This is a genomic window from Streptomyces lunalinharesii (assembly GCF_039532155.1).
Taxonomy (GTDB): domain Bacteria; phylum Actinomycetota; class Actinomycetes; order Streptomycetales; family Streptomycetaceae; genus Streptomyces; species Streptomyces lunalinharesii.
Genome location: NZ_BAAARK010000067.1, coordinates 1 through 23714, shown reverse-complemented (window position 1 = coordinate 23714; position 23714 = coordinate 1). Strand labels below are relative to the sequence as shown.

The following is a 23714-nucleotide window of genomic DNA, read 5'->3' as shown; positions in this document are numbered from 1 at the left end:
TCCTTTCGGCCCTGACTTTCGCCGGTGCGATCCGGCCTTTCGGCTTTCTCGCGGTTCCAACCTTACCAGATCCGTTTCCGTCTCTGGCCCCCTGCTGGAGCGGGGTCCGGCCGATTCGCTTTCGCTCCTCGACCTTTCCGACTTTATCAGATCCTTTTTCGTGTCCGGCCTGCTCCTCGATGAGGCGCAACCGGCTCAAATTCGGTTCCGAATTCTTGTCGGGATGGTTTGCCTTTCGGCGTGTCCACTACTTTAGCGGACTCCCTCGGTGACTCATAATCGAGTCCCGGTCCGAATTTCGGCATGCCGAAATCATTCCCGGTGACGGGCCGTTCAGTAATGGTGTGCCGCTGAAGCGGCGGGATGGCTGCCGTGGGGCCTGTGGGCTCCGTGGCAACTCGAAGAACCTACACGATCCCAGGGGGCGACGCGACTCGGGGGCCCGTCCGTGGTCGTTGAAGTCCGTCCGGACCGCTTGCCCGCCGGAGCGCAGCGCGCACTGGTGGCTCTCTGTATCTGTCTCTCCCCGCTCTGCGCAGTCTTCAGCCGCAGGCCGGGCCGTCCGCAGGGAGCGCGCCGTCGTCGGGTGAGACGGCACGGACGGCTGCCACCGGGCGTGCCGGTCGTCAAAAGGCAGCGCAGACATCAATGGGCGTCACAGGCGCCGTCTCGACACCGAGACGGCGCCCGTGACGCCCATTGGTCACGTCATGTGCGCGGAGAGAGCCTTGGGTCAGGCCTGCTTTGCGGCCTTTTCCAGAATCACCACGCACTCCACATGATGCGTCATCGGGAACAGGTCGAACGCGCGCATGCGGCGGGGTGCGTAGCCGGCCTCGTGGAAGTAGGCCAGGTCGCGGGCGAGGGCGGCCGGGTCGCAGGCGACGTAGGCGATGCGGCGGGGGGTGAGGGTGGCGAGGTGGCGGACGGTGGCCTTGCCGGCGCCGGCGCGGGGCGGGTCGAGGACGACGAGGTCGACGTCGGTGATGCCGGTGCGGGGCAGGATCTGCTCGACCTTGCCCTGTTCGATGCGGACCCGGTCGAGGTCGGCGAGGTTGTGCTGGGCGTCCTCGACGGCGCGCTTGCTGGATTCGATGCCGAGGACCGCGCCCTTGTCGCCGACGCGTTCGGCGAGGGCGCCGGCGAAGAGGCCGACACCGCAGTAGAGGTCGAGGGCCATGTCGCCCTTCTTGGGCATCAGGCCCTGCATGACGGCCTCGACGAGGAGGTCGGCGGCCTTCGGGTGGACCTGCCAGAAGCCGCCGTTGCCGACCCGCCAGGTGCGGCCGGCGGCGCGTTCGCGGACGAAGGGGCGGCCGTGCACGCGGTGCACGCCGCCGTCCTTCTCGCCGACGCGGAGGACGGAGACCGGCTTGTCGAGTTCGACGAGGGGGAGGCGGCCGCCGGGGCTCGGGGTGAGGATCACCTGGCGGTCGTTGGAGCCGGTGGCGGCGATCGCCTCGACGGTGGCGATCTGCGGCCAGGTGCGCTGCTCGATGCCGAGTTCGGAGACGCCGGGGGCGGCGATCATGCAGTGGGTGACCGGTTCGACGTCGTGCGAGCGGTGCTTGCGCAGGCCCGGGCGGCCTTCGGCGTCCACGGCGTACTGGACGCGGGTGCGCCAGGCCGGGACCTCGCCCTTGGCGACCTTGTCACCGGGGGCCGGTTCGACGGTGCCGTCCCAGCCGGCCTGCTCGGGGGTGAGGTCGGCGAGGCGGGCCAGCTGCTCGCTGATGACCGCGGCCTTGAGGCGGCGTTGGGCGCCGGGCGCGGCGTGCTGCCAGTCGCAGCCGCCGCACCGGCCGGGGCCGGCGAACGGGCAGGGTGCCTCGACGCGGTCCTTGGAGGGGGTGAGGATCTCGACGGCGTCGGCGCGCAGGAAGCGGGCGCCCTCCTCGCCGTCGGTGACGCGGACGCGGACCTGTTCGCCGGGCAGTGCGTGCCGGACGAAGAGGACCTGCCCGGCGTCGGTGCGGGCGATGCAGTGGCCGCCGTGCGCGACCGGGCCGATCTCGACCTCGTACTCCTCGCCGACCAGCGACTTCCTGGATTCCGGCGGCGTGTCCGGGTGCATGGCGAGGAGCTCCTGGGGAGAGGTGGGTGGAAACCGTGACGGCCGGCCTCCGGGTGGAGGCCAGCCGTCCATTCTACGGGGTGCGGTGCCGTGCGACGGCCGCCACGATCACTTCTTGGTGGCCGCGGATTCCTTCTTCGGTGCGGAGACCGGGCCGCGCCGGACCGAGCCGGGGGCGTTCCATTCGGCGCGCTTGCGGGCGCGCTTCTTGGCGGCCTCGGAGGAGTCCAGCTGCCAGGGGACGGAGGTGACCATGACCCCGGGGGTGAAGAGGAGGCGTCCCTTGAGGCGCAGCGCGGACTGGTTGTGGAGCAGGTGCTCGTACCAGTGGCCGACGACGTACTCGGGGATGTAGACGGAGACCGCGTCGCGGGGGCTCTCCCGGCGCAGCGACTTGACGTAGTCGATGATCGGCCGGGTGATCTCGCGGTAGGGGGAGGCGAGGACCTTCAGCGGGACCTCGATGCCGCGGCGTTCCCACTCGGCACGCAGGGCCCGGGTGTCGGCCTGGTCGACGTCGACGCTGACGGCTTCGAGGGTGCCCGAGCGCATCAGCTTGGCGTAGTTCAGGGCGCGCAGGGTGGGCTTGTGGAGCTTGGAGACCAGGACGATGGCGTGCACGCGGGAGGGGCGGACCACGTCGTCGTCGGGGGTGTCCGGGGCGGCGATCTCGTCGGCGACCCGGTCGTAGTGGCGGCGGATCGCGGTCATGGTCACGAAGAAGATGACCATGCCGAGGAGGGCGACCCAGGCGCCGTGGGTGAACTTCGTCAGGAGGACGACGACGAGGACCAGGCCGGTGAAGAAGGCGCCGAAGGCGTTGATGGCGCGGGAGCGCTGCATCTTGCGGCGCTTGGCGGGGTCCTTCTCACTGACCAGGTGGCGGTTCCAGTGCCGGACCATGCCGATCTGGCTGAGCGTGAAGGAGACGAAGACGCCGACGATGTAGAGCTGGATCAGGCGGGTGGAGTCCGCGCCGTAGAGGTAGACGAGGACGGTGGCCGCGCCGGCCAGCAGGACGATGCCGTTGGAGAAGGCGAGCCGGTCGCCGCGGGTGTGCAGCTGGCGCGGGAGGTAGCGGTCCTGGGCGAGGATCGAGCCGAGCAGCGGGAAGCCGTTGTAGGCGGTGTTGGCGGCCAGGAACAGGACCAGCGCGGTGGCCGCGGCCAGCACGACGAAGAGGAAGCTGCCCTTGCCGAAGACGGCCTCGGCGACCTGCGAGATGACCGGGTTCTGGGTGTAGCCGGAGCCCAGCGGCTTGCCGTTGTTCAACAGGTCGGTGGCCGGGTTCTCGGCCATCCGCACGTGGGTGCTCATGGCCAGCGCGATGATGCCGCAGAACATGGTGACGGCCAGGCCGCCCATCAGGGCGAGGGTGGTCGCGGCGTTCTTCGACTTCGGCTTGCGGAACGCGGGCACGCCGTTGGAGATCGCCTCGACGCCGGTGAGCGCGGCACATCCGGAGGAGAAGGCGCGCAGCAGCAGGAAGATCAGGGCGAAGCCGGCGAGGCCGCCCTGCTCGGCGTGGATGGTGTATCCGGCGGTGGGGGCCTGCATCGTGTCGCCGAGGACCAGGCCGCGGATCGCGCCCCAGAAGATCATGATGAAGACGCCGGCCACGAAGACGTACGTGGGGATCGCGAAGAGCTTGCCGGACTCCTTGACGCCGCGCAGGTTCATCAACGTCAGCAGCACGATGATGGCGATGGCGCAGAGCGTCTTGTGCTCGACGACGAAGGGGATGGCGGAGCCGAGGTTCTCCACGCCGGAGGAGATGGAGACCGCGACGGTCAGGACGTAGTCGACCAACAGGGCGCTGGCGACGGTCAGGCCCGCCTTGGGCCCGAGGTTGGTGGTGGCGACCTCGTAGTCACCACCGCCGCTCGGGTAGGCGTGCACGTTCTGCCGGTACGACGCGACGACGGTGAACATCAGCACCACGACCGCGACCGCGATCCACGGGCTGAAGTGGTACGCGGAGACCCCTGCCACGGACAGGACCAGCAGCACCTCGCCGGGCGCGTAGGCCACGGAGGAGAGCGGGTCGGAGGCGAAGACGGGGAGTGCGATGCGCTTGGGGAGAAGGGTCTCCCCAAGCCTGTCGCTGCGCAGTGCGCGCCCGATCAAGATCCGTTTGGGCACGTCGGTCAGTTTGGACACCAGAGGATGCTAAGCCTTCGTCAAGGTCCCCGCCCACCCGCCACCCGGACGGGTGCGAGCACGCGAATGCGCCGCCATGCACATAGCGACCCGGCTCCGCATCCACTACTCGGGGCCTCCACGGCATCTGCACGGTAAGCACACGGTGGCGTCGTGGATGCGGGGAACTCCACGGGCCCGGACGTCGTGGTGGATGTCACGACGCCCGGGCATGTCTCGGGGGCACGGCAGCGCGCGGCGTGCGCCGCCCGGCGCGTCGCGGGCGCGCCGGCTCACTCCCCGTGGGCTGCCGGGCGCGGTCGGCGGGACAGCAGTTCGCCGAGCCCCTCCCGGGTCACCGCCAGCAGCACCACGTCCTGCGGCCGCAGGACGTGGTCGTCCAGTTCGTCGGCGAGTTGCGCCGGCGCGGGGTCCTCGTCCGGCCGCGGCGCGCCCGTCGCGGGCTCGGCGGGTTCGTCGGGCGCGGAGTTGTCCACGGCGAGCACCCGCAGCCGGCCCGGACGGAGCACCTCGCCGACCTTCCGTCCCTCCAGGGCGGCGTGGCCGCGCACCTCGACCCGGGCCACCAGCAGCACCCGCCGCTCCACCGGGATCGCGCCGAGGATCTCGCGGCCCATCATGGCCCCGGCGAAGGCCGGCGCGGCCAGGAACGACACGCTGCGGCTCCGGGTCCGGGCGGCCGGGTGCGCCGCGCGCAGCGTCCGGTAGACGGCGGTGGCGAAGCCGTCGTCGAAGAGCCGCAGCGTCACCCGCAGCCGGGGGTTGACCGACCGGGCATAGAGCGCCGCCTCCAGGTTGGTGGTGTCCTCGCTCGTCAGCGCCAGCAGGGTCCGGGCCCGGTCGGCCAGCGCGGCCTCCAACACGCCCTCCTGCGTCACGTCGCCCACGACGGTCGGGACCCTGAGCCGGCGCGCCAGCGCGACGCCGCGGGCCTCCGGATCGGCCTCGATGCACACCACCGGGATGCGCATCTCGTGCAGCCGCGCCAGCACCCGCGTCCCGATCTTGCCCAGGCCCAGCAGCACCACGTGCCCGGACAGCCCGCGCGGCGGACGCCGCAGCGCCGAGGCGCTCCGGAACGTGCCCAGCCCCTCGAACGCCGCCGCTACCAGTACCGGCAGCAACAACAGCCCCACCAAGCCGGACAACAACTGGAGCACCTTGCGGGCCAACGGGTCGTTGAGCGCCGGTTCGTTGATCGCGAACAGGTCCAGCAGCGTGAGGTACGCCGCGTGCAACGGCGGCTCCCGGGTGATCAGGGACTCGGCGACGGCCAGCGCCAGCACCGCCCCGACGAAGCCGGCCAGCGACCAGCGCAGCCGCCGAGAGAAGAGGGAGGCCAGCGGCGCGCCCCGGCCGCGCAACCGGCGCGGCCGCACCGTCCGTCCCGTATAGGCGACGGTCTCCAGCACGACCCGGCCGCAGCCGGTGGACTCCGCGGCGGTGACGTCGTCCGGCAGCAGCACCGGCCCGTCGTCGCCCGGCGCCGCAGCGGCGCCACCGGGCGGCTCACCGGCGGTTCCGGCGGGCGCGTCCCCCGGCGACGGCGACAGCAGCGCCAACGTGCACAGCCGCCGCGCCCCCGCCGGACCGGACTGCCCCGGCGCGCGCTCCACGGCCCGCAGCATCAGCCCGTCCGCCTCGATGACCTTGCTGGTGCCGGCGACCGCCGTGGCCACCAACGCCGGCGCGACGGTGTCGGCGTCGGAGAGCACCGTGGTGGAGGCGTCGATCCGCGGCGGCTGCGCCCCGTCCGCCCCGCCGCTCGCGGCGACCGCCGCGGCCTGGTCCAGCAACTCCTCCAGGTGCTGGCCGAGTTTGCGGTTGTAGAGCCGGATGACCAGCCGCAACCGGGGGTTGAGGCGGCGGGCCCGCAGCGCGGCGTGGATGTTGAGATCGTCGTCGTCGTGGACCAGCGCCAGCGCGCCCGCCTCCGCGATCCCCGCCTCGGCCAACGCCGCGTCGTCGACCTGCGCCGCCACCAGGACCCGTAGCGCCTCCGGTGGCGGCCCGCCGTCCTCGCGCGGCGCGGCGGGCAACGGCGGCCCGGGCGGGACGCCGGGCCCGCCGCGCGCCACCGCCGCCGAGACCCGGCCGAGGAGCGCCGTGGTGGCGCGTCCCAAGCTGCGGGAGGGCGACGGTACGCGGGGGCGGTGCGGCTCCCGGGCGGACGGCACGAGCAGCGTCACCCGTTCGCCGTAGACGTCACGGAGCTCGGCGGCGAGCCGGTGGGCCAGCGCGTCGTCGCCGCACACCACCATGTGCGGCGGGAGAGAACCCTGTTGGGGTTGATGTGGCAGTTGTGGCACACGTTGTAGCGTGCCCTACCCGGCTGCCCGCACGCAGCAGAGCGCACGATCCCGCTCCGGCACGACATCCGCCCACAACGGACCGGCACCCACCGCGCCCCCTACCGGGCACGCCGTTACGGCTACGGTTGTACCGGACCACGGTGCGGTCGGCGCTCCCGTCTGACGCACCCGGCCGCTGTCACGGACAGCGGCTCCGTGTCGCCGGTACGTCGGAGAAGAAAGTAGTGAGCAGGGTGTTTGGGCAGGTCAGCGCGCTAGTACAGGGCACGGGGTAATCAGCATGCACATCGTCATCATGGGATGCGGCCGCGTGGGCTCCGCGCTCGCGCAGACCCTGGAGGGCCAGGGCCACACCATCGCGGTGATCGACCAGGACCCGACCGCGTTCCGCCGCCTCGGCTCCGCCTTCGGCGGCCGCCGGGTCACCGGCGTCGGCTTCGACCAGGACACCCTCCGCGAAGCCGGCATCGAAGAGGCCGGCGCGTTCGCCGCCGTCTCCAGCGGCGACAACTCCAACATCATCGCCGCCCGTGTCGCCCGCGAGATGTTCGGCGTCGAGAACGTCGCGGCCCGGATCTACGACCCACGCCGGGCCGAGGTCTACCAGCGCCTCGGCATCCCCACCGTCGCCACCGTCCGCTGGACCGCCGACCAGATGCTGCGCCGGCTCCTCCCCTCCGGTGCCGAACCCCTCTGGCGGGACCCCAGCGGCGGCGTCCAACTCGCCGAGGTCCACACCGCCCCCTCCTGGGTCGGCCACAAGATCAGCAAGCTGCAGGAGGAGACCGGGGTCCGCGTCGCCTTCCTCACCCGCCTGGGCGAGGCCACGTTGCCCACCTCCCAGACGGTCCTCCAGGAAGGCGACCTGGTGCACGTGATGATGCACACCGACGAAGTCGAGAAGGTCGAGGCGGCATTCGCCCAGGGTCCCGAGGAGGCGCACGCATGAGGGTCGCCATTGCGGGCGCAGGAGCGGTCGGCCGCTCCATCGCCGGTGAACTGCTCGAAAACGGTCACGAGATCCTGCTCATCGACAAGGCGCCCACCGCCATCTCCGTCGAACGGGTCCCGCTCGCCGAATGGCTGCTCGCCGACGCCTGCGAGATCACCTCGCTCGACGAGGCCGCGCTCCAGCGCTGCAACGTCGTCATCGCCGCCACCGGCGACGACAAGGTCAACCTCGTCGTCTCCCTGCTCGCCAAGACGGAGTACGGCGTGCCGCGGGTCGTCGCCCGGGTCAACAACCCCAAGAACGAGTGGCTGTTCAACGAGGCGTGGGGCGTCGACGTCGCCGTCTCCACCCCGCGGCTGATGTCCGCCCTCGTCGAGGAGGCCGTCAGCGTCGGCGACCTCGTGCGACTGCTGCGCTTCAGCCACGGCGACGCCAACCTCGTCGAGCTGACCCTCCCCCCGGAGGCCGCCCTGGCCGGCACCCGGGTCGGCGACGTCGACTGGCCCGAGGACACCTCGCTGGTGACGATCATCCGCGGCACCCGGGTCCTGACCCCCAACAAGGACGACGCCCTGGAAGCCGGCGACGAGCTGCTCTTCGTCGCGGCCCAGTCCCGTGAGGAACAGCTGGAAGACCTGCTGTCGGTCCGCCGCAGCGAAGGCTGACACCACCGGCACGGCACACGAAGGGCCCGGGAGCGATCAGCTCCCGGGCCCTTCGTATCGTCTCCGTCCCGCGCGCGCCCGCAGGTCAGCGGCGGTGTCGCGGCCCCTCGTGCGGACCGTCCACGGCCGCCTCGGGCACCGCCGACCGCCCGCGCTGCCGCTCCCGCTCGGCCTCCTCCGCCTTCTCCTGCGCCTCCATCTCCGCGAAGACGTCGATCGGCGCCGGCGCCTTCACCAGGAACATCCAGGTCAGGTACAGCGCCAACAGGAACGGCGGGATCTTCAGGGCCACCAGCACCCAGCCCAGCTGCGTGGTGTCCGCCCACCAGTACAGCGGGAACAGGATCATGCACTTGGCGAGCAGGATCAGCCCCCACGCCCAGCTGGCCTTCGCGTACGCCTTCTTGCGGCCCGGGTTACGCGTCCGCCACGACAGGTTCTCCTTGAACACCGGCCCCAGGATCAACCCGATCAACGGGACCCCGGCCAGCGTCGTGATGATGTACGCCAGCGCCAGCCCCAGCGTGTAGAGCATCCCCGGCAGGTAGAAGTCCTTGGCGTTGCCGGTCATCATCGCGAAGACCACGCCGAAGGCGACCCCGAACACCCCGCTGAAGGCGTGCTTGACGGTGTCCTTGCGCACCAACCGCACCGCGCACAGCACCAGCGACACCGCCAGCGCCGCGATGGCCGAGACGTGCAGGTCCTTGTTGACCGTGAAGATCGCGACGAACAGCAGGCCCGGCAGCACCGTCTCCACCATGCCGCGCACGCCGCCGAACGCCTCGAACAGCGCCGCTTCCGTCACCTCCCTGCCGTCGGCGGTGGCGCCCGCACCGGGCTCCGGCGGGGCACCGGCAGCCGCCGCGACGCCCGCCGGACGGTGCGGGGAAGCGGAAGCCTCAGGGTCAGTGGTCGGTCGGTCGTACGACGTCACCGGCTACTCCTGTCCGAGCGGTCGCAGTTCGTACTTGGGATTGAAGAGCACCCGGCGCCCGTGACTCAAGGAGATCCGGCCCGAGGCGATGAGCTTACGGCCCGGCTCGATGCCGACGATGGAACGGCGACCCAGCCACACCACGTCGAGCGCCGCGGAGCCGTCGAACAGCTCCGCCTCCAGCGCGGGCACCCCGGCACGCGGCCGCAGCGTGACGTGCCGCAGGGTGCCGGAGACCTTCACTATCTGACGGTCGTCACAGTCGCATATCCGCGTACACCCCGTCGCCTGCGCATCCTCCTGCAGCTCGGCGGACTGCAGCTCCTCCTCGGAGGACGACAGCCTGTCGAGCATCCGGCGAAACCGGCCGGCCGGCTTCTCGGGTCGGGTCCCAGCACTCATAACCCCAGCGTACCGGGGCCCGCACGGCCTCCCCCGCACCCCGTACCCACGCCCCGACGCCCGCGTTCACCCCTCGAACCGGTATCCCATCCCCGGCTCCGTGATGAAGTGCCGCGGGTGCGACGGGTCACCCTCCAGCTTGCGCCGCAGTTGCGCCATGTAGACGCGCAGGTAGTTGGTCTCCGTCCCGTACGACGGACCCCACACCTCCTGCAGCAGCTGCTTCTGGCTGACCAACCGCCCCTGGTTGCGGACCAGCACCTCCAGCAGGTGCCACTCCGTCGGCGTCAGACGGATGTCCCGACCGCCCCGGTTGACCTTCTTCGCCGCCAGGTCGACCGTGAACCCCTCGGTCTCCACGATCACCTCGTCGTCCGCCGGCCCGGTCGGCTCCGCCCGCCGCACGGCCGCCCGCAACCGCGCCAGCAGCTCGTCCATCCCGAACGGCTTCGTCACGTAGTCGTCCGCCCCGGCGTCCAGCGCCTCGACCTTCTCGTCCGAGGTCTGCCGCGCGGACAGCACCAGGATCGGCACCCGCGACCAGCCGCGCAGCCCCTTGATGACCTCCACACCGTCCATGTCGGGCAGTCCCAGGTCCAGGACCACCACGTCGGGGTGGCGGGCCGCGGCGAGCTTCAGGGCCGTGGCCCCGTCCGGGGCCGCATCCACCTCGTACTTGCGCGCCTTCAGGTTGATCACAAGGGCGCGAACGATCTGCGGCTCGTCATCAACCACAAGCACCCGGTTCACTGGCGTTCTCCTCGCGGTGTCGGTCGCCGACGGGAGACGCCCGCCGACGAAGTCATGAGTGCGGCCGGTGCCGGCCGGCCGGTGCAACGGCCCGCTCCCGGACCACGGCCCCCTCCCGGGCCACGCGGCGGGACCGCACCGTCACCGGAGCACGGCCGCGACCCGCCGCAGGTACGTCCCTCAGGGTCCCGCCTCACGTCGTCGCCTGCGCCGGTAGATCAGGACGGACCGGCGGCAGTCCCGCGGCGGCCGGCATCGTCAGCACCATCGTCATGCCGCCCCCCGGAGTGTCCTCCGCCGCCAACGTCCCGCCGACCGCCTCCGCGAAACCACGCGCCACGGCCAACCCCAGCCCCACCCCGGCACCGCGCGGGGCGTCCCCGTACCGCTGGAACGGCTCGAAGATCCGGTCCTTCGCACTGTCCGGCACCCCGGGGCCGCGGTCCGCGACCCGCAGCTCCACCCGGTCACCGAGCGCACTGGCCGAGACCAGCACCACCTCACCGTCCGGGCTGTACTTCACGGCGTTCTCCACCAGATTGGCCACCGAGCGCTCCAGCAGCCCCGGATCCACCGCCACCATCGGCAGCTCCTCCGGGATGTCCAACGTGACGCTGCCCTCCGGGACCCCGCCCAGCGCCATCGGCACCACCTCGTCGAGGTCGATCTCCCGGATCAACGGCATCACCGTCCCGGTCTGCAACCGGGACATGTCCAGCAGGTTCCCCACCAGGTGGTCGAGCCGGTCGGCGCCCGCCTCGATGCCCTCCAGCAGCTCCGCCTCGTCCTCCTCCGACCACGCCACGTCGTCCGACCGCAGCGACGTCACCGACGCCTTGATGCTCGCCAACGGCGTCCGCAGATCGTGACTGACCGCCGCCAACAACGCCGTCCGGATCCGGTTGCCCTCCGCCAGCTCCCGCGCCCGCTCGGCCTCCCCCACCAACCGCTGACGGTCCAGCACCACCGCGGCCTGCGCGGCGAACGCCGCCAGCACCCGACGGTCCTCCGCGGGCAGCACCCGACCGGTCAACGCCAACGCCATGTGGTCACCCACCGGCATGTCGACGTCCGCGTCCTCCGGGCGCGCCAGCGGCGGCGTGTCGTCGCCACCACCGCCCGCCCGGCCGGCGCACGTCCACGGATCCACGTCGCTGCGCCGCTCCAGCAGCGCCACGGTGTCCATCCCGAACGTCTCCCGCACCCGCTCCAGCAGCGCGTCCAACGTGGTCTCGCCCCGCAGCACGCTCCCCGCCAGGAACGACAGGATCTCCGACTCCGCCCGCAACCGCGCCGCCTGGTGCGTCCGCCGAGCGGCCAGGTCCACCACCGACGCCACCGACACCGCCACCGCGAAGAAGATCGCGATCGCCACGATGTTCTTCGGGTCGCTGACCGTGAGCGTGTGCGTGGGCGGCGTGAAGTAGAAGTTCAACAACAGCGAGCCGACCGCCGCCGACGCCAACGCCGGCAACTGCCCGCCGAGCAGCGCCGCCAGCACCGTCAGGAAAAGGAACAGCAGCACGTCGTTGGCCAGCCCCGGACCGTTCGACAGCCTGGTGAGCAACAGCGACAGCGACACCGGACCCGCCACGCCGACCAACCAGCCGGCGATGATCCGCGAACGGCCCAGCCGCGCCCCCCGCGCCACCGGCAGGCCCCGGCCCTTGGCGACCTCGTCGTGCGTGACGATGTGCACGTCGAGGTCCGGGCCCGACTCGCGGGCCACCGTCGCCCCCACGCCCGGCCCGAAGATGTACTGCCACGTCTTGCGACGGCTCGACCCCAACACGATCTGGGTGGCGTTCACCCCCCGCGCGAACTCCAGCAGCGCACCCGGTATGTCGTCGCCGATGACGTGGTGGAACGTCCCGCCCAGGTCCTCCACCAGTGTCCGCTGGTCGGCCAGTTCCTTCGGCGACGCCGACGTCAGCCCGTCGCTCCGGGCGATGTAGACGGCGAGCACCTCACTGCCCGAGCCCTTCGCCGCCATCCGGGCGGCCCGACGGATCAACGTCCGCCCCTCCGGCCCACCGGTCAGCCCGACGACGATCCGCTCGCGCGCCTGCCAGGTCGAACGGATCGAATGCTCCGCCCGGTACTCCTGGAGGTACTCGTCCACCCGGTCGGCCACCCACAGCAGCGCCAGCTCCCGCAGCGCGGTGAGGTTGCCCGGCCGGAAGTAGTTCGACAGCGCCGCATCGACCTTGTCCGGCTGGTAGATGTTGCCGTGCGCCATCCGGCGCCGGATCGCCTGCGGGGACATGTCGACCAGCTCGATCTGATCGGCCCGCCGCACGACCTCGTCCGGCACCGTCTCCCGCTGCCGCACCCCCGTTATCGACTCGACGACATCGCCGAGCGACTCCAGATGCTGGATGTTCACCGTCGAGATCACCGTGATCCCGGCTTCCAGCAACTCTTCGACGTCCTGCCACCGCTTGCCGTTGCGGGACCCCGGAACGTTGGTGTGCGCCAGCTCGTCGACCAGCACCACGGCCGGCTTGCGCTCCAGCACCGCGTCCACGTCCATCTCGGTGAACGTCGAACCGCGGTACTCCAGCTCCCGGCGCTGCACCTGCTCCAGCCCGTGGAGCATCACTTCCGTACGGGGCCTGCCGTGGTGCTCCACGAACGCCACCACGACGTCCGTGCCGCGCTCCACACGGCGGTGTGCCTCGGACAGCATCGCGTACGTCTTGCCGACGCCCGGTGCCGCGCCGAGATATATCCGTAGCTTGCCGCGTGCCATGGCCCCATTGTCTTACGTGAAGGTCGCCCCCACCGGGCTTGACCTGATGCGACCCTACCGACCGTTCACCTGAAAAAACGCCCAGGTAGCGGCTTTCCACCCGGTCTTGACGGGACTCTGATACAGGCCGTGACAGGGGGCCGATCGGGGTCACGGACCACCCCACAACGCCTCGCAACAGCCGCCCCACGGGGCAGTCGGCACGCCCCACGAGCCCCTGAAAGGACCCCACCCGCCCGCACCGTCGCGCAGCCGCCGCCTGACCGCTCCTTGGCCCGTCCTTGACCGCCGCTCGGTCTCCGCTTGGCCGAAACAAAGCCCTCGCTCCCACCGACGGGCCCTGCGACGATGCCTCGCATGACCCCCTCCCCCTCCCCCTCTCCCTCCCCCGCCGAACACCCCACCGGCACCGCCGAGCTGCGCCTCGCCCACACCGCCGACCTGGACGCCGCCACCCTCACGGCCGCCCGGATCCTCCTCTACGACGTCTTCGACGACATGACCGCCGAGGACTGGGAACACGCCCTCGGCGGCATGCACGCCCTCGTCCACGAAGACGGCCAACTGATCGGACACGCCTCCGTCGTCCAACGCCGACTGCTGCACAACGGCCGAGCACTGCGATGCGGCTACGTGGAGGGCGTCGGCGTCCGCGCGGACCGCCGCGGACGCGGCCACGGCGCGGCGATGATGACCGCCCTGGAACGAGTGATCCACAACGCGTACGACCTCGGCGCACTCGGCGCCGCCGACGACGCCGCCGCCTTCTACGCCACCCGCGGCTGGCAACCGTGGCGCGGCCCCTCCTCCGCCCTCACCCCCCACGGCATCCACCGCACACCGCACGAGGACGGCGCCCTCTACGTACTGGCCGCCTCCGCGACCTTGGACCTCGGCGGCGAGCTGACGTGCGACTGGCGGGAGGGGGATGCGTGGTGAGGGGGGTGGGGGTGGGGTGACGAGGTGAGGGGGCTGGGGGTAACGGGAGGGGGGTTGGGGTGGGGAGGTGGGTGGAGGAGCACCGTTGCTCGCGGCTTCCCGGGGGTCCCCCTCCCCCCCCCGCCCCCGTTCCCTCCCCTCACCCCTCCCCCCTCACCCCGCCTCCCTGACCACCCCGTCGTCCAGTTCCAGTACCCGGTCGGCGAGGGTTAGGAGGGTGTTGTCGTGCGCGGCCACCAGGGCCGTCACGCCCTCGCTGCGGACGACGGCGCGGAGCAGTTCCATCACCTCCAGGCCGGTTTCGGCATCGAGTTGCCCCGTGGGCTCGTCGGCGAGGAGCAGGGCGGGGCGGTTGGCGAGGGCGCGTGCGAGGGCGACGCGCTGCTGTTGGCCGCCGGAGAGCTCGCCGGGACGTTGGGCGGCGTGGTCGGCGAGACCCACCAGGGACAGCAGGAGTGCGACGCGCGCTTCGCGCTCCCGTAGTGGGGCCGGCAATGCCTGTGGATAACTCGTGGAACGGGCAGGTCGACGGTGCGCGGTGCAGGCACAACGGGGCGGCCCCGGGGAGGGTCGTCCCCGGGGCCGCTGTCGTGGGTTGCGGTGGTGCACCGCGTGGGTGTCTCGGTAAGTCGTCGTCCGTCACCGGTGGGCCTGTGCGAGGTCCCGGAGCGCGACGTTGAGGTCCAGGACGTTGACTCGGGGCTCTCCCATGAAGCCCAGTTGGCGTCCCTGGATCCGGTCGTCGACGAGTCGCTGGACCTGGTCGGCGGGGAGGTGGTTCTCCTTGGCGACGCGGTTGACCTGGAGGAGCGCGTACGCGGGTGAGATGTCGGGGTCGAGGCCGGAGCCGGAGGAGGTGACGGCGTCGGCCGGTACCTGTGCCTGGGGGACGCCGTAGGTGGTGGCGACCCACTGCTTGCGTTCCTCGACGGCCTTGATGAGGTCGGTGTTGGTGGCGCCCAGGTTGGAGGCGCCGGAGACCTGGAGGTCGTACTGGGTGTTGACGCCGTTGGTGCGGTTGCTGCCCAGGCCGGCCGAGGGGCGGGGTTGGAAGTAGCGGAGGTCGGGGATCGGGTTGCCCTTCTTGTCGGTGCCCTTGTCGTAGCGCTGGCCGATGAGGGAGGAGCCGACGACCTTGCCGTGGGAGGTGACCTCGGAGCCGTTGGCCTTGCCGGGCAGGGCGGCCTGGGCCACGCCGGTGACCACCAGGGGGTAGATCACGCCGCAGACCACGGTCAGGACGAGCAGGGCGCGCAGGCCCGCCGTCAGCAACCGGGCGGTGTTGCGTACCGAGTTGTTCATGGCGGTCACCCGATTCCGGGGATGAGGGAGATGAGCAGGTCGATGATCTTGATGCCGATGAAGGGTGCGATGAGGCCGCCGAGGCCGTAGACGGCGAGGTTGCGGCGGAGCATCTTGTCGGCGCTGACGGGCCGGTACTGGACGCCCTTGAGGGCCAGCGGCACCAGGGCGACGATGATCAGCGCGTTGAAGATGATCGCGGAGAGGATCGCGGTCTGGGAGCTGTGCAGCCGCATGATGTTGAGGGTGTCGAGGCCGGGGTAGGCCACGGCGAACATCGCGGGGATGATCGCGAAGTACTTCGCGACGTCGTTGGCGATGGAGAAGGTGGTCAGCGCACCTCGGGTGATGAGGAGTTGCTTGCCGATCTCGACGATCTCGATGAGCTTCGTCGGGTTGGAGTCCAGGTCCACCATGTTCCCGGCCTCCTTGGCGGCCGAGGTGCCGGTGTTCATGGCGACGCCGACGTCGGCCTGCGCGAGGGCGGGGGCGTCGTTGGTGCCGTCGCCGGTCATGGCGACGAGTTTGCCGCCGGCCTGTTCGCGCTTGATGAGGGCCATCTTGTCTTCGGGGGTGGCTTCGGCGAGGAAGTCGTCGACGCCGGCCTCGTCGGCGATGGCCTTGGCGGTCAGCGGGTTGTCACCCGTGATCATGACCGTCTTGATGCCCATCTTGCGGAGCTCGACGAAGCGTTCGCGCATGCCGTCCTTGACGACGTCCTTGAGGTGGATGACGCCGAGGACGCGGGGGCCGCGCTCGTCTTCGAGGGCGACGAGCAGCGGGGTGCCGCCGGCCTGGGAGATGGTGTCGGCGAGTTCCCGGGCGTCGTCGGTGACGTTGCCGCCGCGTTCTTGGACCCAGGCGAGGACGGATCCGGTGGCGCCCTTGCGGATCTTGCGGCCGTCGACGTCGACGCCGGACATGCGGGTCTGTGCGGTGAACGGGATCCATTCGGCGCCCGTCAACGTGTCGACGTTGAACTCACCCTCGCGCAGTGCGTACTTCTCCTTGGCGAGTTCGACGACGGAGCGCCCTTCGGGGGTCTCGTCGGCGAGTGAGGAGAGTTGCGCGGCGTCGGCGAGTTCCTCTTCGGTGGCGTCGTGCACGGGGACGAACTCGGCGGCGCGGCGGTTGCCGTAGGTGATGGTGCCGGTCTTGTCGAGCAGCAATGTCGATACGTCGCCTGCTGCTTCGACGGCGCGTCCGGACATGGCGAGGACGTTGCGTTGGACGAGGCGGTCCATGCCGGCGATGCCGATGGCGGAGAGGAGTGCGCCGATGGTGGTGGGGATGAGGCAGACCAGCAGGGCGAGCAGCACGATCATGGGCTGTTCGGCGCCGGCGTAGATGGCGAACGGCTGGAGGGTGACGACGGCGAGCAGGAAGATGATGGTGAGGGACGCGAGGAGGATGTTCAGCGCGATCTCGTTGGGCGTCTTCTGGCGTGCGGCGCCTTCGACGAGGTTGATCATCCGGTCGATGAAGGTCTCGCCGGGCTTCGTCGTGATCTTGATGACGATGCGGTCGGAGAGCACCTTGGTGCCGCCGGTCACGGCGCAGCGGTCGCCGCCGGACTCCCGGATGACGGGGGCGGATTCGCCGGTGATCGCGGATTCGTCGACCGAGGCGACACCTTCGACGACGTCGCCGTCGCCGGGGATGACGTCGCCGGCTTCGCAGACGACGAGGTCGCCGACGCGGAGTTCGGTGCCGGGCACCTGTTCTTCGTCGGTGCCGTTGAGGCGGCGGGCGACGGTGTCGGTCTTGGCCTTGCGGAGGGTGTCGGCCTGTGCCTTGCCGCGGCCTTCGGCGACGGCTTCGGCGAGGTTGGCGAAGATGACGGTGAGCCAGAGCCAGACGGCGATGGCCCAGCCGAACCAGTCGGTGGGTGAGGCGCAGGCGAATATCGTGGTGAGGACGGAGCCGACCTCGACGACGAACATGACGGGCGCTTTGATCATCACCCGCGGGTCGAGTTTGCGCAGGGCGTCGGGCAGCGACGTGAGCAGTTGCTTGGGGTCGAAGAGGCCGCCGCCCACGCGGCCGTCGCCGGGCTGCTGGCCGCCGTGGGCGTCCTGTTCTGGAGCGCGGGTCGGTGTGGCGGTGGACATGGAGCCGTGCTCCTCCGGTTTCACGGGGGCGGTCATGACAGGCCCTCCGCCAGCGGCCCGAGGGCGAGCGCCGGGAAGTAGGTCAGACCGGTGATGATCAGGATGGTGCCGACGAGCAGCCCCGCGAAGAGCGGCTTTTCGGTGCGGAGGGTGCCCGCGGTCTCGGGGACGGGCTGCTGTTCGGCGAGCGAGCCGGCGAGGGCGAGCACGAACACCATGGGGAGGAAGCGGCCGAGCAGCATGGCCAGACCGATCGTGGTGTTGTACCAGGGGGTGTTGGCGTTGAGCCCGGCGAAGGCGGAGCCGTTGTTGTTGGCGCCGGAGGTGTAGGCGTAGAGGACTTCGGAGAAGCCGTGCGGTCCGGCGCCGAGTGCCTTGGTGTTGAGCATGGAGCCCAGGGCGTCGGGGAGCACCATGGAGACGGCGGTGAAGCCGAGTACCAGGGTCGGCGTGATGAGGATGTAGCAGGCGGCGAGTTTGATCTCGCGGGTGCCGATCTTCTTGCCGAGGTATTCGGGCGTGCGGCCGACCATGAGGCCGGCGATGAAGACGGCGATGACGGCCATGACGAGCATGCCGTAGAGGCCGGATCCGACGCCGCCGGGGGCGATTTCGCCGAGCATCATGCCGAGGAGTTGGATGCCGCCGCCGAATGCCGTGTAGGAGGCGTGGAAGGAGTCCACGGCTCCGGTTGAGGTGAGGGTGGTGGCGACGGAGAAGATGGCGGATCCGCCGATGCCGAACCGGTCTTCCTTGCCTTCCATGGCGGCGCCGGCGGCTTGGAGCGCGGGGCCGCCGTGGGCGAATTCGGTCCACAGCATGAGTGCGGTGAAGCCGAGCCAGATGATGCCCATGGTGGCGAGGATGGCGTAGCCCTGCTTCACGTTCCCGACGAGCTTGCCGAAGGTGCGGGTGAGCGCGAAGGGGATGACGAGGATCAGGAAGATCTCGAAGAGGTTGGTGAAGGCGGTGGGGTTCTCGAAGGGGTGGGCGGAGTTGGCGTTGAAGTAGCCGCCGCCGTTGGTTCCGAGTTCCTTGATGACTTCTTGGGAGGCGACGGCGCCGCCGTTGGTCTGCTGCGCTCCGCCCATGAACTGGCCGACTTCGTGGATGCCGGCGAAGTTCTGGATGGCGCCGCAGGCGACGAGGATCAGGGCGCCGACGATGGCGATGGGGATCAGGACGCGGATGGTGCCGCGTACGAGGTCGGCCCAGAAGTTGCCGAGTTCGCCGGTGCGGGAGCGGGCGAAGCCGCGGACGAGGGCGACGGCGACGGCCATGCCGGTGGCGGCGGAGACGAAGTTCTGCACCGCGAGGCCGCCGGTCTGGACGACGTGGCCCATGGCCTGTTCGCCGCTGTACGACTGCCAGTTGGTGTTGGCGACGAACGAGGCGGCGGTGTTGAAGGCCTGGTCGGGGCTGATGGAGGCGAATCCGAGGGAGAGCGGTAGGTGTCCCTGGAGGCGCTGGAGGAGGTAGAGGAAGAGCAACCCGGCAAGCGAGAAGGCCAGGACGCCGCGGAGGTAGGCGGGCCAGCGCATCTGGGTGTCTGCGTTGGCGCCTATGCAGCGGTAGATGACCTTCTCCACGCGCAGGTGGCGTGGGGAGCTGTAGACGGCGGCCATGTAGTCGCCGAGGGGGCGGTAGACCAGGGCGAGCGCTGCGATGAGCGCTGTGAGCTGGAGGACGCCCGCGAGAGCGGGGCTCATGTGGCCCGCTGCGGTGGCAGCTGTCGACACCTCAGAACCTCTCCGGGAAGACGAGGGCGAGGACCAGGTAGCCGAGGAGGGCGACGGCCACGATGAGACCGACGATGTTCTCGATGGTCACAGCTTCGTCACCCCCTTGGCGACGAGAGCCACCGCTGCGAAGACCGCGAGGGTGACGACGACGAAGGCCACGTCGGCCATCGTTGCTCCTAGATGGGCAGACGGAATGGGACCCCTAGAGCAAACCGTCGTTCTTCCGTCGCTTGACCGCTGTTGACGCCTCCCTTACGGCCATTAGCGTTCCGTTGACGGTTTTCTTACGCTTCCCGACCTGACCTGCATAAACGACGAGGGGCCGTACCCCCTGTCCGGGAGTACGGCCCCTCGTGACCGTCACGATTGAGCCGCCGCAGCGGTGTTTCTGCACCCTGCGACCTTGCACGATGGGTCAGCGGATCTCGGTGATCTCCGGTCCGCGCTCCAGCCGCTCCACGCCGCCGCCGAAGCGCGACCCGCCGGCCGGGTCCTGCTGCACCCCGTCGGGCACCATCTGGGCGTCGTCGGGCAGCTTGAGGACGATCGGGTCGCGGGGCGCCATCGGGCCCTCGCCGCGGACGATGACGGTGTCCCGGAAGATGTGCTCCAGCACGCCCGCGGCCTGCGGCTGCACGGCGCCCTGCCCGGAGATCACACCGCGCAGGAACCAACGCGGGCCGTCGATGCCGACGAAGCGCACGACCTGGACGCCGTTGGCGCCGTCCGGGAGCTGTACGGGGACCTGGGCGCGCAGTTCCCAGCCCAGCGGGCCGTCGACCTCGTCGATGACGCCGCCCTGCTGGGTGATGCCCGCGGCGATCTCCTCACGGACCTCGCCCCAGATGCCCTCGTTCTTGGGGGCGGCGAACGCCTGGAGCTGCACCGCGCTGTCCTGGAGGACGACGGTCGCGGCGACGATCGCGTCACCGGCGACCTCGACGCGCAGTTCCATGCCCTCGACACCGGGCACGTAGAGACCACCGAGGTCGACCCGGCCCTGGCCGGGCTCCTTGACCTCCGACTCGTCCCAGGGACCGTCGGGGCGCGGCGCGGGCGGGAGGTTGAGCCGCTGCTGCGTCGCGCCGTCCTCGCCGGTCTCCGCCTCGTCGGCGAGCGCCGCGTCCTCGGCCGGCTCTACAGGAGCCTCGTTCTTCTTGCGACGTCCGAACACGTCACTGTCCTTCCCGGTCGCGACCGACCGATGCGTATTCATTCCCGCCCGTGGAGCCGTCCACCGCCGCGTGACCGCCGGTGGATCCGAATCCCCCCTCGGCCCGCGCCGAGCCGGGAAGTTCCGCCACCTCGTGGAAGCGCACCTTCTCGACCTGCTGGACGACCAATTGGGCGATCCGGTCGTACTTCTCGAACCGCACGCTCTCGCGCGGGTCCAGATTGACCACGATCACCTTGATCTCTCCACGGTACCCGGCATCGACCGTCCCGGGGGCATTCACCAACGCCAGTCCGCACCGGGCCGCCAGCCCCGAGCGGGGGTGCACGAACGCCGCGTAGCCGTCGGGGAGGGCGATCGAGACCCCTGTGGCCAAGACGGTGCGCTCACCGGGTGCCAGTTCGGCGGCCTCGGTGGTCACCAGGTCGACGCCGGCGTCGCCCGGGTGCGCGTAGGACGGGACGGGAACGTCGGGGTCGAGCCGGCGCAGCAGCACGTCGACCGGATTCCGTAGCTGACTCACGGGTTCACCTCGAAGGCACGCACGCGCTTGACCTGGTCCGGGTCGGCCAACGCCGACTCGATCTCCGAGGTCCTTCCGTTGTCGATGAAGTGGTCGACCTTGACCTCGATGAAGACGGCCTGGGCGCGGACCGCCTCCGGGCCGTCGGGCCCGCCTATCCGGCCGACCGCGCTCGAGTAGATCTTCCGGCCGTGCACGGCGGTGACCTGCGCCTCCAGGTGCAGCACCGTGCCCAGCGGCACCGGCCTGACGAACTCGGTCTCCAGCCGTCCGGTCACCGCGATCACCCGCAGCAGCCAGTTCAGCGAGCCGAGCGTCTCGTCGAGCGCAGTGGCCAGCACGCCGCCGTGCGCCAGGCCGGGGGCCCCCTGGTGGGCCTCCTTGACGGTGAACTCGGCGGTCACGCTCACGCCGTCGCCGGCCCGCGCTTCGAGGTGCAGCCCGTGGGGCTGGCCCGTGCCGCAGCCGAAGCACCGTTCGTAGTGCGCGCCGAGCAGTTCTCCGGGGGCCGGCGCGTCCGGGTGCCTCACCGGGGCCGTGGCGTCCGCGGGTGGCGTCAGCCGCGTCCGGGGTTGGTCAGTTCCACTCACGAGTGCAGACCCTACCCGCGCGAATAAGGGCCGAGTGCCGCCGTGCCAAGCTGGGGGCATGCAGTCGTACGAAGAACGTCTCACCGCGCCCCGCTCCTGGTGGGTGATCGCCGCGCTCCTCGGCATCGCCTGTGCCCTGATGCTGCTCCCCCTGGGGACGCTCCCGATGCTCGGCGGGCTGATCGGCGGCACGGCACTGTCCGCGGTGGCGGTGAGCTCGTACGGCTCGGTGCGGATCCGGGTGGTGGGCGGTGCGCTGATCGCGGGGGAGGCGAAGATCCCGGTGACGGCACTGGGCGAGGCACAGGCTCTGGACGCGACGGAGGCCATGGCCTGGCGGACACACAAGGCCGATGCGCGGGCGTTCATGCTGCTGCGGAGCTACGTGCCGACGGCGGTGCGGGTGGAGATCAGCGATCCCGAGGACCCGACGCCGTACGCCTACTTGTCGACGCGCGAGCCGGAACGGCTGGTGGCGGCCCTGTCGTCGGCGTCGTCGGCGTCGTCGGCGCGCGACTGACCGGCCGGGGCGTCGGGAAGGGTGTCCCAGGGGATCTGGCGGCGCCGGAGGTCCACGCGGATCTTCTCGGCGAGTTTCCTGGTGTCGCGGCGGTTGAGAAACGCGCCGACCGCGGCGCCTACCAGGAACGGCGTGAGGTTGGGCAGGTTGCGCAGCGTGCGCTTCATGATCTGCTGGCGCAGCTCGCGCCTCATCTGACCGCCTAGCGCGACGTTCAGCGAGGCGGGTTTGGCGACGTCGATGCCGCGCTCCTGGGTCCAGGACGTCAGGTAGGCGGTGGCGCGCTGGGTGCGGCTCCCGGGGGGCCGCAGGCCATAGACCTCGTGGAGTTCGGCGATCAGTTTGATCTCCACCGAGGCGACGCCCGCCACCTCGGCCGCGAGTTCGGCGGGCATGGCCGGCGGGGCGGGCAGCATGGCGGCCGCCCCGACGCCGGCGCCCACCGTGGCGGTCCCCGTGCAGGCGCCCGCCACCAACTTGTCGGCGAGTTCCTCGGGGGTCAGTCCGGGGAAGTGCGCACGCAAGGTGGCGAGGTCGCGCACCGGGATCCTGGGGGCGGTGGCGATGATCCGGTCGGCGATCGCGCCGAGCGCGGACCGTACGCCGTCGCGGCCCTTCCTGGCGCCGCGTACGGCCGCTTCCGCGAGCGCGGCCGGGCGGCCACGCCGCTGGGGTGCACCGGTCGACCGTTCCTCGGGCAGGGCGGTCGGATCGGCGGGCACGGGCGCGGTTTCTTCGCGTGATCGTGCGCCGGCCGCCGGACCGTTGCCGCCCTTGCGGCCCTTACGGAACGGGTTCACGCCTGGCACGGCGTAACCGGTCAGGCCGCGCAGTCGCGGCAGATCGGGTTGCCGTTCTTGTCCTCGGCAGCCAGCTGGCTGCGGTGGTGGACCAGGAAGCAGCTCATGCAGGTGAACTCGTCCTGCTGCTTGGGCAGGACGCGGACCGCGAGTTCCTCGTTGGACAGGTCGGCGCCGGGGAGTTCCAGGCCCTCGGCCTGCTCGAACTCGTCGACGTCGACGGCCGAGGCGGACTTGTCGTTCCGCCGCGACTTCAGTTCTTCGATGCTGTCCTCGTTGAGGTCGTCATCGGTCTTGCGTGGAGTGTCGTAATCCGTAGCCATGTGTCGCTCTCCCCCTCTGGGTGTCTGCGGTGTCTCAGCGCTCGTAACGCGTGAGAGGCCGGACTTGTGCCCGACCTGAGGCGGAGATTTTGCCTCACATCAAGGTCTGTTACTCAATCGACACCCAACCGCACCCCTGAAGAGGTGATCGGTTTGGATGGCGATCAGGACCGTACACGGTCCGAATGTCGCACCTCGCGCAGCCCATCACGTGTACTTCCCGTGATCAGGGCCCTGGGAAACCCGGATTTTCCCGGCTTTCCACCAGGCATTTCGATCACGGAGGGTAGATGGCCGGAAAGGGGCCTCTGTGAGGGATCACACACGATCAAGGCGGCGGGCGGACCCGCCGAATTCAGCGCAAAGCGAACTCGGCGAAGGATCCCCGGAGACCCCCCGTCCCGTCAAACCGCGAGGCCGGACGGGAACGGACGGAATCGGGGTGTACGGCCGCGGCGCGGGCGACCGTACGCGTCGTTAGCCCGGAACCCTCCGGCCACCCCGGCGACGCCTCCAGCAGCCGCACAGGGGCCGCGGCGGCGCTGTCAGAGGGGGAGCACCACGCGCATGTCCAGGCCGCCGCCCTCGCGGGGTTCGGCGGTGATGGTGCCGTCGTGGGCGCGGGCCACGGAGCGGACGATGGACAGGCCCAGTCCGACGCCCTTGTCGCTGCCGGTCCGCTCGGT

The 23714-nt window shown here is 70.7% G+C and carries 22 protein-coding genes; 4 read left to right on the top strand and 18 right to left on the bottom strand.

The features are described from left to right. Window positions 1-733: 733 nt before the first annotated feature. The 3 genes from ABD385_RS39660 to ABD385_RS39650 all read right to left on the bottom strand — a co-directional run bounded on the left by ABD385_RS39660 (window position 734) and on the right by ABD385_RS39650 (window position 6495). Window positions 734-2074 (bottom strand): class I SAM-dependent RNA methyltransferase, encoded by a 1341-nt coding sequence (locus tag ABD385_RS39660; protein ID WP_344584942.1) that lies wholly within the window; start codon window positions 2072-2074, stop codon window positions 734-736. 108 nt (window positions 2075-2182) lie between these two features. Continuing rightward, window positions 2183-4234, bottom strand: coding sequence for an APC family permease (locus ABD385_RS39655; RefSeq protein ID WP_344584941.1), 2052 nt, complete (start codon window positions 4232-4234; stop codon window positions 2183-2185). 272 nt (window positions 4235-4506) lie between these two features. Further along, on the bottom strand, window positions 4507-6495 hold the full coding sequence (locus tag ABD385_RS39650; protein WP_344584949.1) for a potassium channel family protein: 1989 nt from the start codon (window positions 6493-6495) through the stop codon (window positions 4507-4509). A gap of 331 nt (window positions 6496-6826) precedes the next feature. On the opposite strand from ABD385_RS39650, the gene ABD385_RS39645 reads away from it, so the two are divergent. Next, window positions 6827-7495, top strand: a complete 669-nt coding sequence (locus ABD385_RS39645) for a potassium channel family protein (RefSeq protein ID WP_344584940.1) — start codon at window positions 6827-6829, stop codon at window positions 7493-7495. Beyond that, entirely contained in the window at window positions 7492-8163 is a 672-nt protein-coding gene (locus ABD385_RS39640) for a potassium channel family protein (RefSeq protein WP_016574661.1), read from the top strand. Before ABD385_RS39645 ends, ABD385_RS39640 begins: the two co-directional genes overlap by 4 nt. Window positions 8164-8248: 85 nt before the next feature. Here ABD385_RS39640 and ABD385_RS39635 read toward each other — a convergent pair whose 3' ends face one another. The 4 genes from ABD385_RS39635 to ABD385_RS39620 all read right to left on the bottom strand — a co-directional run bounded on the left by ABD385_RS39635 (window position 8249) and on the right by ABD385_RS39620 (window position 13004). Continuing rightward, complete coding sequence (locus ABD385_RS39635; RefSeq protein WP_425585586.1) at window positions 8249-9100, bottom strand: DUF3159 domain-containing protein; 852 nt, start codon at window positions 9098-9100, stop codon at window positions 8249-8251. 3 nt (window positions 9101-9103) lie between these two features. Further along, complete coding sequence (locus ABD385_RS39630) at window positions 9104-9502, bottom strand: OB-fold nucleic acid binding domain-containing protein (protein WP_052286700.1); 399 nt, start codon at window positions 9500-9502, stop codon at window positions 9104-9106. A gap of 66 nt (window positions 9503-9568) precedes the next feature. Then, complete coding sequence (locus ABD385_RS39625; protein ID WP_016570936.1) at window positions 9569-10252, bottom strand: response regulator; 684 nt, start codon at window positions 10250-10252, stop codon at window positions 9569-9571. Between the two features lie 193 nt (window positions 10253-10445). Then, window positions 10446-13004: a DUF4118 domain-containing protein gene (locus ABD385_RS39620; protein ID WP_344584933.1), complete on the bottom strand. Its 2559-nt coding sequence runs from the start codon at window positions 13002-13004 to the stop codon at window positions 10446-10448. Between the two features lie 357 nt (window positions 13005-13361). On the opposite strand from ABD385_RS39620, the gene ABD385_RS39615 reads away from it, so the two are divergent. After that, the gene (locus tag ABD385_RS39615; protein ID WP_344584931.1) at window positions 13362-13943 is read left to right on the top strand and encodes a GNAT family N-acetyltransferase; all 582 of its coding nucleotides are present in this window, start codon (window positions 13362-13364) and stop codon (window positions 13941-13943) included. A 153-nt stretch (window positions 13944-14096) separates the two neighbouring features. Here ABD385_RS39615 and ABD385_RS39610 read toward each other — a convergent pair whose 3' ends face one another. From ABD385_RS39610 to ABD385_RS39575, 8 genes are all read right to left on the bottom strand, one after another. Then, window positions 14097-14552 (bottom strand): ATP-binding cassette domain-containing protein, encoded by a 456-nt coding sequence (locus tag ABD385_RS39610; protein ID WP_344584929.1) that lies wholly within the window; start codon window positions 14550-14552, stop codon window positions 14097-14099. A gap of 30 nt (window positions 14553-14582) precedes the next feature. Further along, the gene (gene kdpC / locus ABD385_RS39605) at window positions 14583-15245 is read right to left on the bottom strand and encodes a potassium-transporting ATPase subunit KdpC (protein ID WP_344584927.1); all 663 of its coding nucleotides are present in this window, start codon (window positions 15243-15245) and stop codon (window positions 14583-14585) included. A gap of 5 nt (window positions 15246-15250) precedes the next feature. Then, window positions 15251-17356 carry a potassium-transporting ATPase subunit KdpB gene (kdpB, locus tag ABD385_RS39600; RefSeq protein WP_425585587.1) on the bottom strand — a complete coding sequence of 702 codons (2106 nt, stop codon included), beginning with the start codon at window positions 17354-17356 and terminating at the stop codon, window positions 15251-15253. 32 nt (window positions 17357-17388) lie between these two features. Further along, the gene (kdpA, locus tag ABD385_RS39595; protein ID WP_344584946.1) at window positions 17389-19065 is read right to left on the bottom strand and encodes a potassium-transporting ATPase subunit KdpA; all 1677 of its coding nucleotides are present in this window, start codon (window positions 19063-19065) and stop codon (window positions 17389-17391) included. Window positions 19066-19096: 31 nt separating this feature from the next. Further along, on the bottom strand, window positions 19097-19186 hold the full coding sequence (kdpF, locus tag ABD385_RS39590; RefSeq protein ID WP_016575741.1) for a K(+)-transporting ATPase subunit F: 90 nt from the start codon (window positions 19184-19186) through the stop codon (window positions 19097-19099). 327 nt (window positions 19187-19513) lie between these two features. Then, window positions 19514-20272: a DUF3710 domain-containing protein gene (locus tag ABD385_RS39585; protein ID WP_344584923.1), complete on the bottom strand. Its 759-nt coding sequence runs from the start codon at window positions 20270-20272 to the stop codon at window positions 19514-19516. A 1-nt stretch (window position 20273) separates the two neighbouring features. Further along, on the bottom strand, window positions 20274-20795 hold the full coding sequence (gene dut, locus ABD385_RS39580; protein WP_016575743.1) for a dUTP diphosphatase: 522 nt from the start codon (window positions 20793-20795) through the stop codon (window positions 20274-20276). After that, complete coding sequence (locus tag ABD385_RS39575) at window positions 20792-21385, bottom strand: PaaI family thioesterase (RefSeq protein ID WP_344584921.1); 594 nt, start codon at window positions 21383-21385, stop codon at window positions 20792-20794. The genes dut and ABD385_RS39575 overlap by 4 nt, the downstream gene beginning before the upstream one ends. Before the next feature lie 58 nt (window positions 21386-21443). Here ABD385_RS39575 and ABD385_RS39570 point away from each other — a divergent pair, with 58 nt between their 5' ends. Then, on the top strand, window positions 21444-21905 hold the full coding sequence (locus ABD385_RS39570) for a DUF3093 domain-containing protein (protein WP_344584920.1): 462 nt from the start codon (window positions 21444-21446) through the stop codon (window positions 21903-21905). Here ABD385_RS39570 and ABD385_RS39565 read toward each other — a convergent pair. From ABD385_RS39565 to ABD385_RS39555, 3 genes are all read right to left on the bottom strand, one after another. Beyond that, window positions 21827-22627 (bottom strand): hypothetical protein, encoded by an 801-nt coding sequence (locus tag ABD385_RS39565; protein WP_344584918.1) that lies wholly within the window; start codon window positions 22625-22627, stop codon window positions 21827-21829. The two genes, ABD385_RS39570 and ABD385_RS39565, sit on opposite strands and share 79 nt — an antisense overlap. A 98-nt stretch (window positions 22628-22725) precedes the next feature. Next, complete coding sequence (locus ABD385_RS39560) at window positions 22726-23028, bottom strand: DUF4193 domain-containing protein (protein ID WP_016575747.1); 303 nt, start codon at window positions 23026-23028, stop codon at window positions 22726-22728. 545 nt (window positions 23029-23573) lie between these two features. Then, window positions 23574-23714, bottom strand: a 141-nt coding sequence (locus ABD385_RS39555) for an ATP-binding protein (protein WP_344584944.1), incomplete at its 5' end; no start/stop codon positions are given.

What these genes read in the sequence shown, in the direction of transcription:
- ABD385_RS39660 (WP_344584942.1), bottom strand. Translation starts at nt 2,074, where the DNA reads ATGCACCCGGACACGCCGCCGGAATCCAGGAAGTCGCTGGTCGGCGAG.
- ABD385_RS39650 (WP_344584949.1), bottom strand. Translation starts at nt 6,495, where the DNA reads ATGGTGGTGTGCGGCGACGACGCGCTGGCCCACCGGCTCGCCGCCGAG.
- ABD385_RS39645 (WP_344584940.1), top strand. Translation starts at nt 6,827, where the DNA reads ATGCACATCGTCATCATGGGATGCGGCCGCGTGGGCTCCGCGCTCGCG.
- ABD385_RS39640 (WP_016574661.1), top strand. Translation starts at nt 7,492, where the DNA reads ATGAGGGTCGCCATTGCGGGCGCAGGAGCGGTCGGCCGCTCCATCGCC.
- ABD385_RS39630 (WP_052286700.1), bottom strand. Translation starts at nt 9,502, where the DNA reads ATGAGTGCTGGGACCCGACCCGAGAAGCCGGCCGGCCGGTTTCGCCGG.
- ABD385_RS39620 (WP_344584933.1), bottom strand. Translation starts at nt 13,004, where the DNA reads ATGGCACGCGGCAAGCTACGGATATATCTCGGCGCGGCACCGGGCGTC.
- ABD385_RS39615 (WP_344584931.1), top strand. Translation starts at nt 13,362, where the DNA reads ATGACCCCCTCCCCCTCCCCCTCTCCCTCCCCCGCCGAACACCCCACC.
- kdpC (WP_344584927.1), bottom strand. Translation starts at nt 15,245, where the DNA reads ATGAACAACTCGGTACGCAACACCGCCCGGTTGCTGACGGCGGGCCTG.
- kdpB (WP_425585587.1), bottom strand. Translation starts at nt 17,356, where the DNA reads ATGTCCACCGCCACACCGACCCGCGCTCCAGAACAGGACGCCCACGGC.
- kdpA (WP_344584946.1), bottom strand. Translation starts at nt 19,065, where the DNA reads ATGAGCCCCGCTCTCGCGGGCGTCCTCCAGCTCACAGCGCTCATCGCA.
- ABD385_RS39570 (WP_344584920.1), top strand. Translation starts at nt 21,444, where the DNA reads ATGCAGTCGTACGAAGAACGTCTCACCGCGCCCCGCTCCTGGTGGGTG.
- ABD385_RS39560 (WP_016575747.1), bottom strand. Translation starts at nt 23,028, where the DNA reads ATGGCTACGGATTACGACACTCCACGCAAGACCGATGACGACCTCAAC.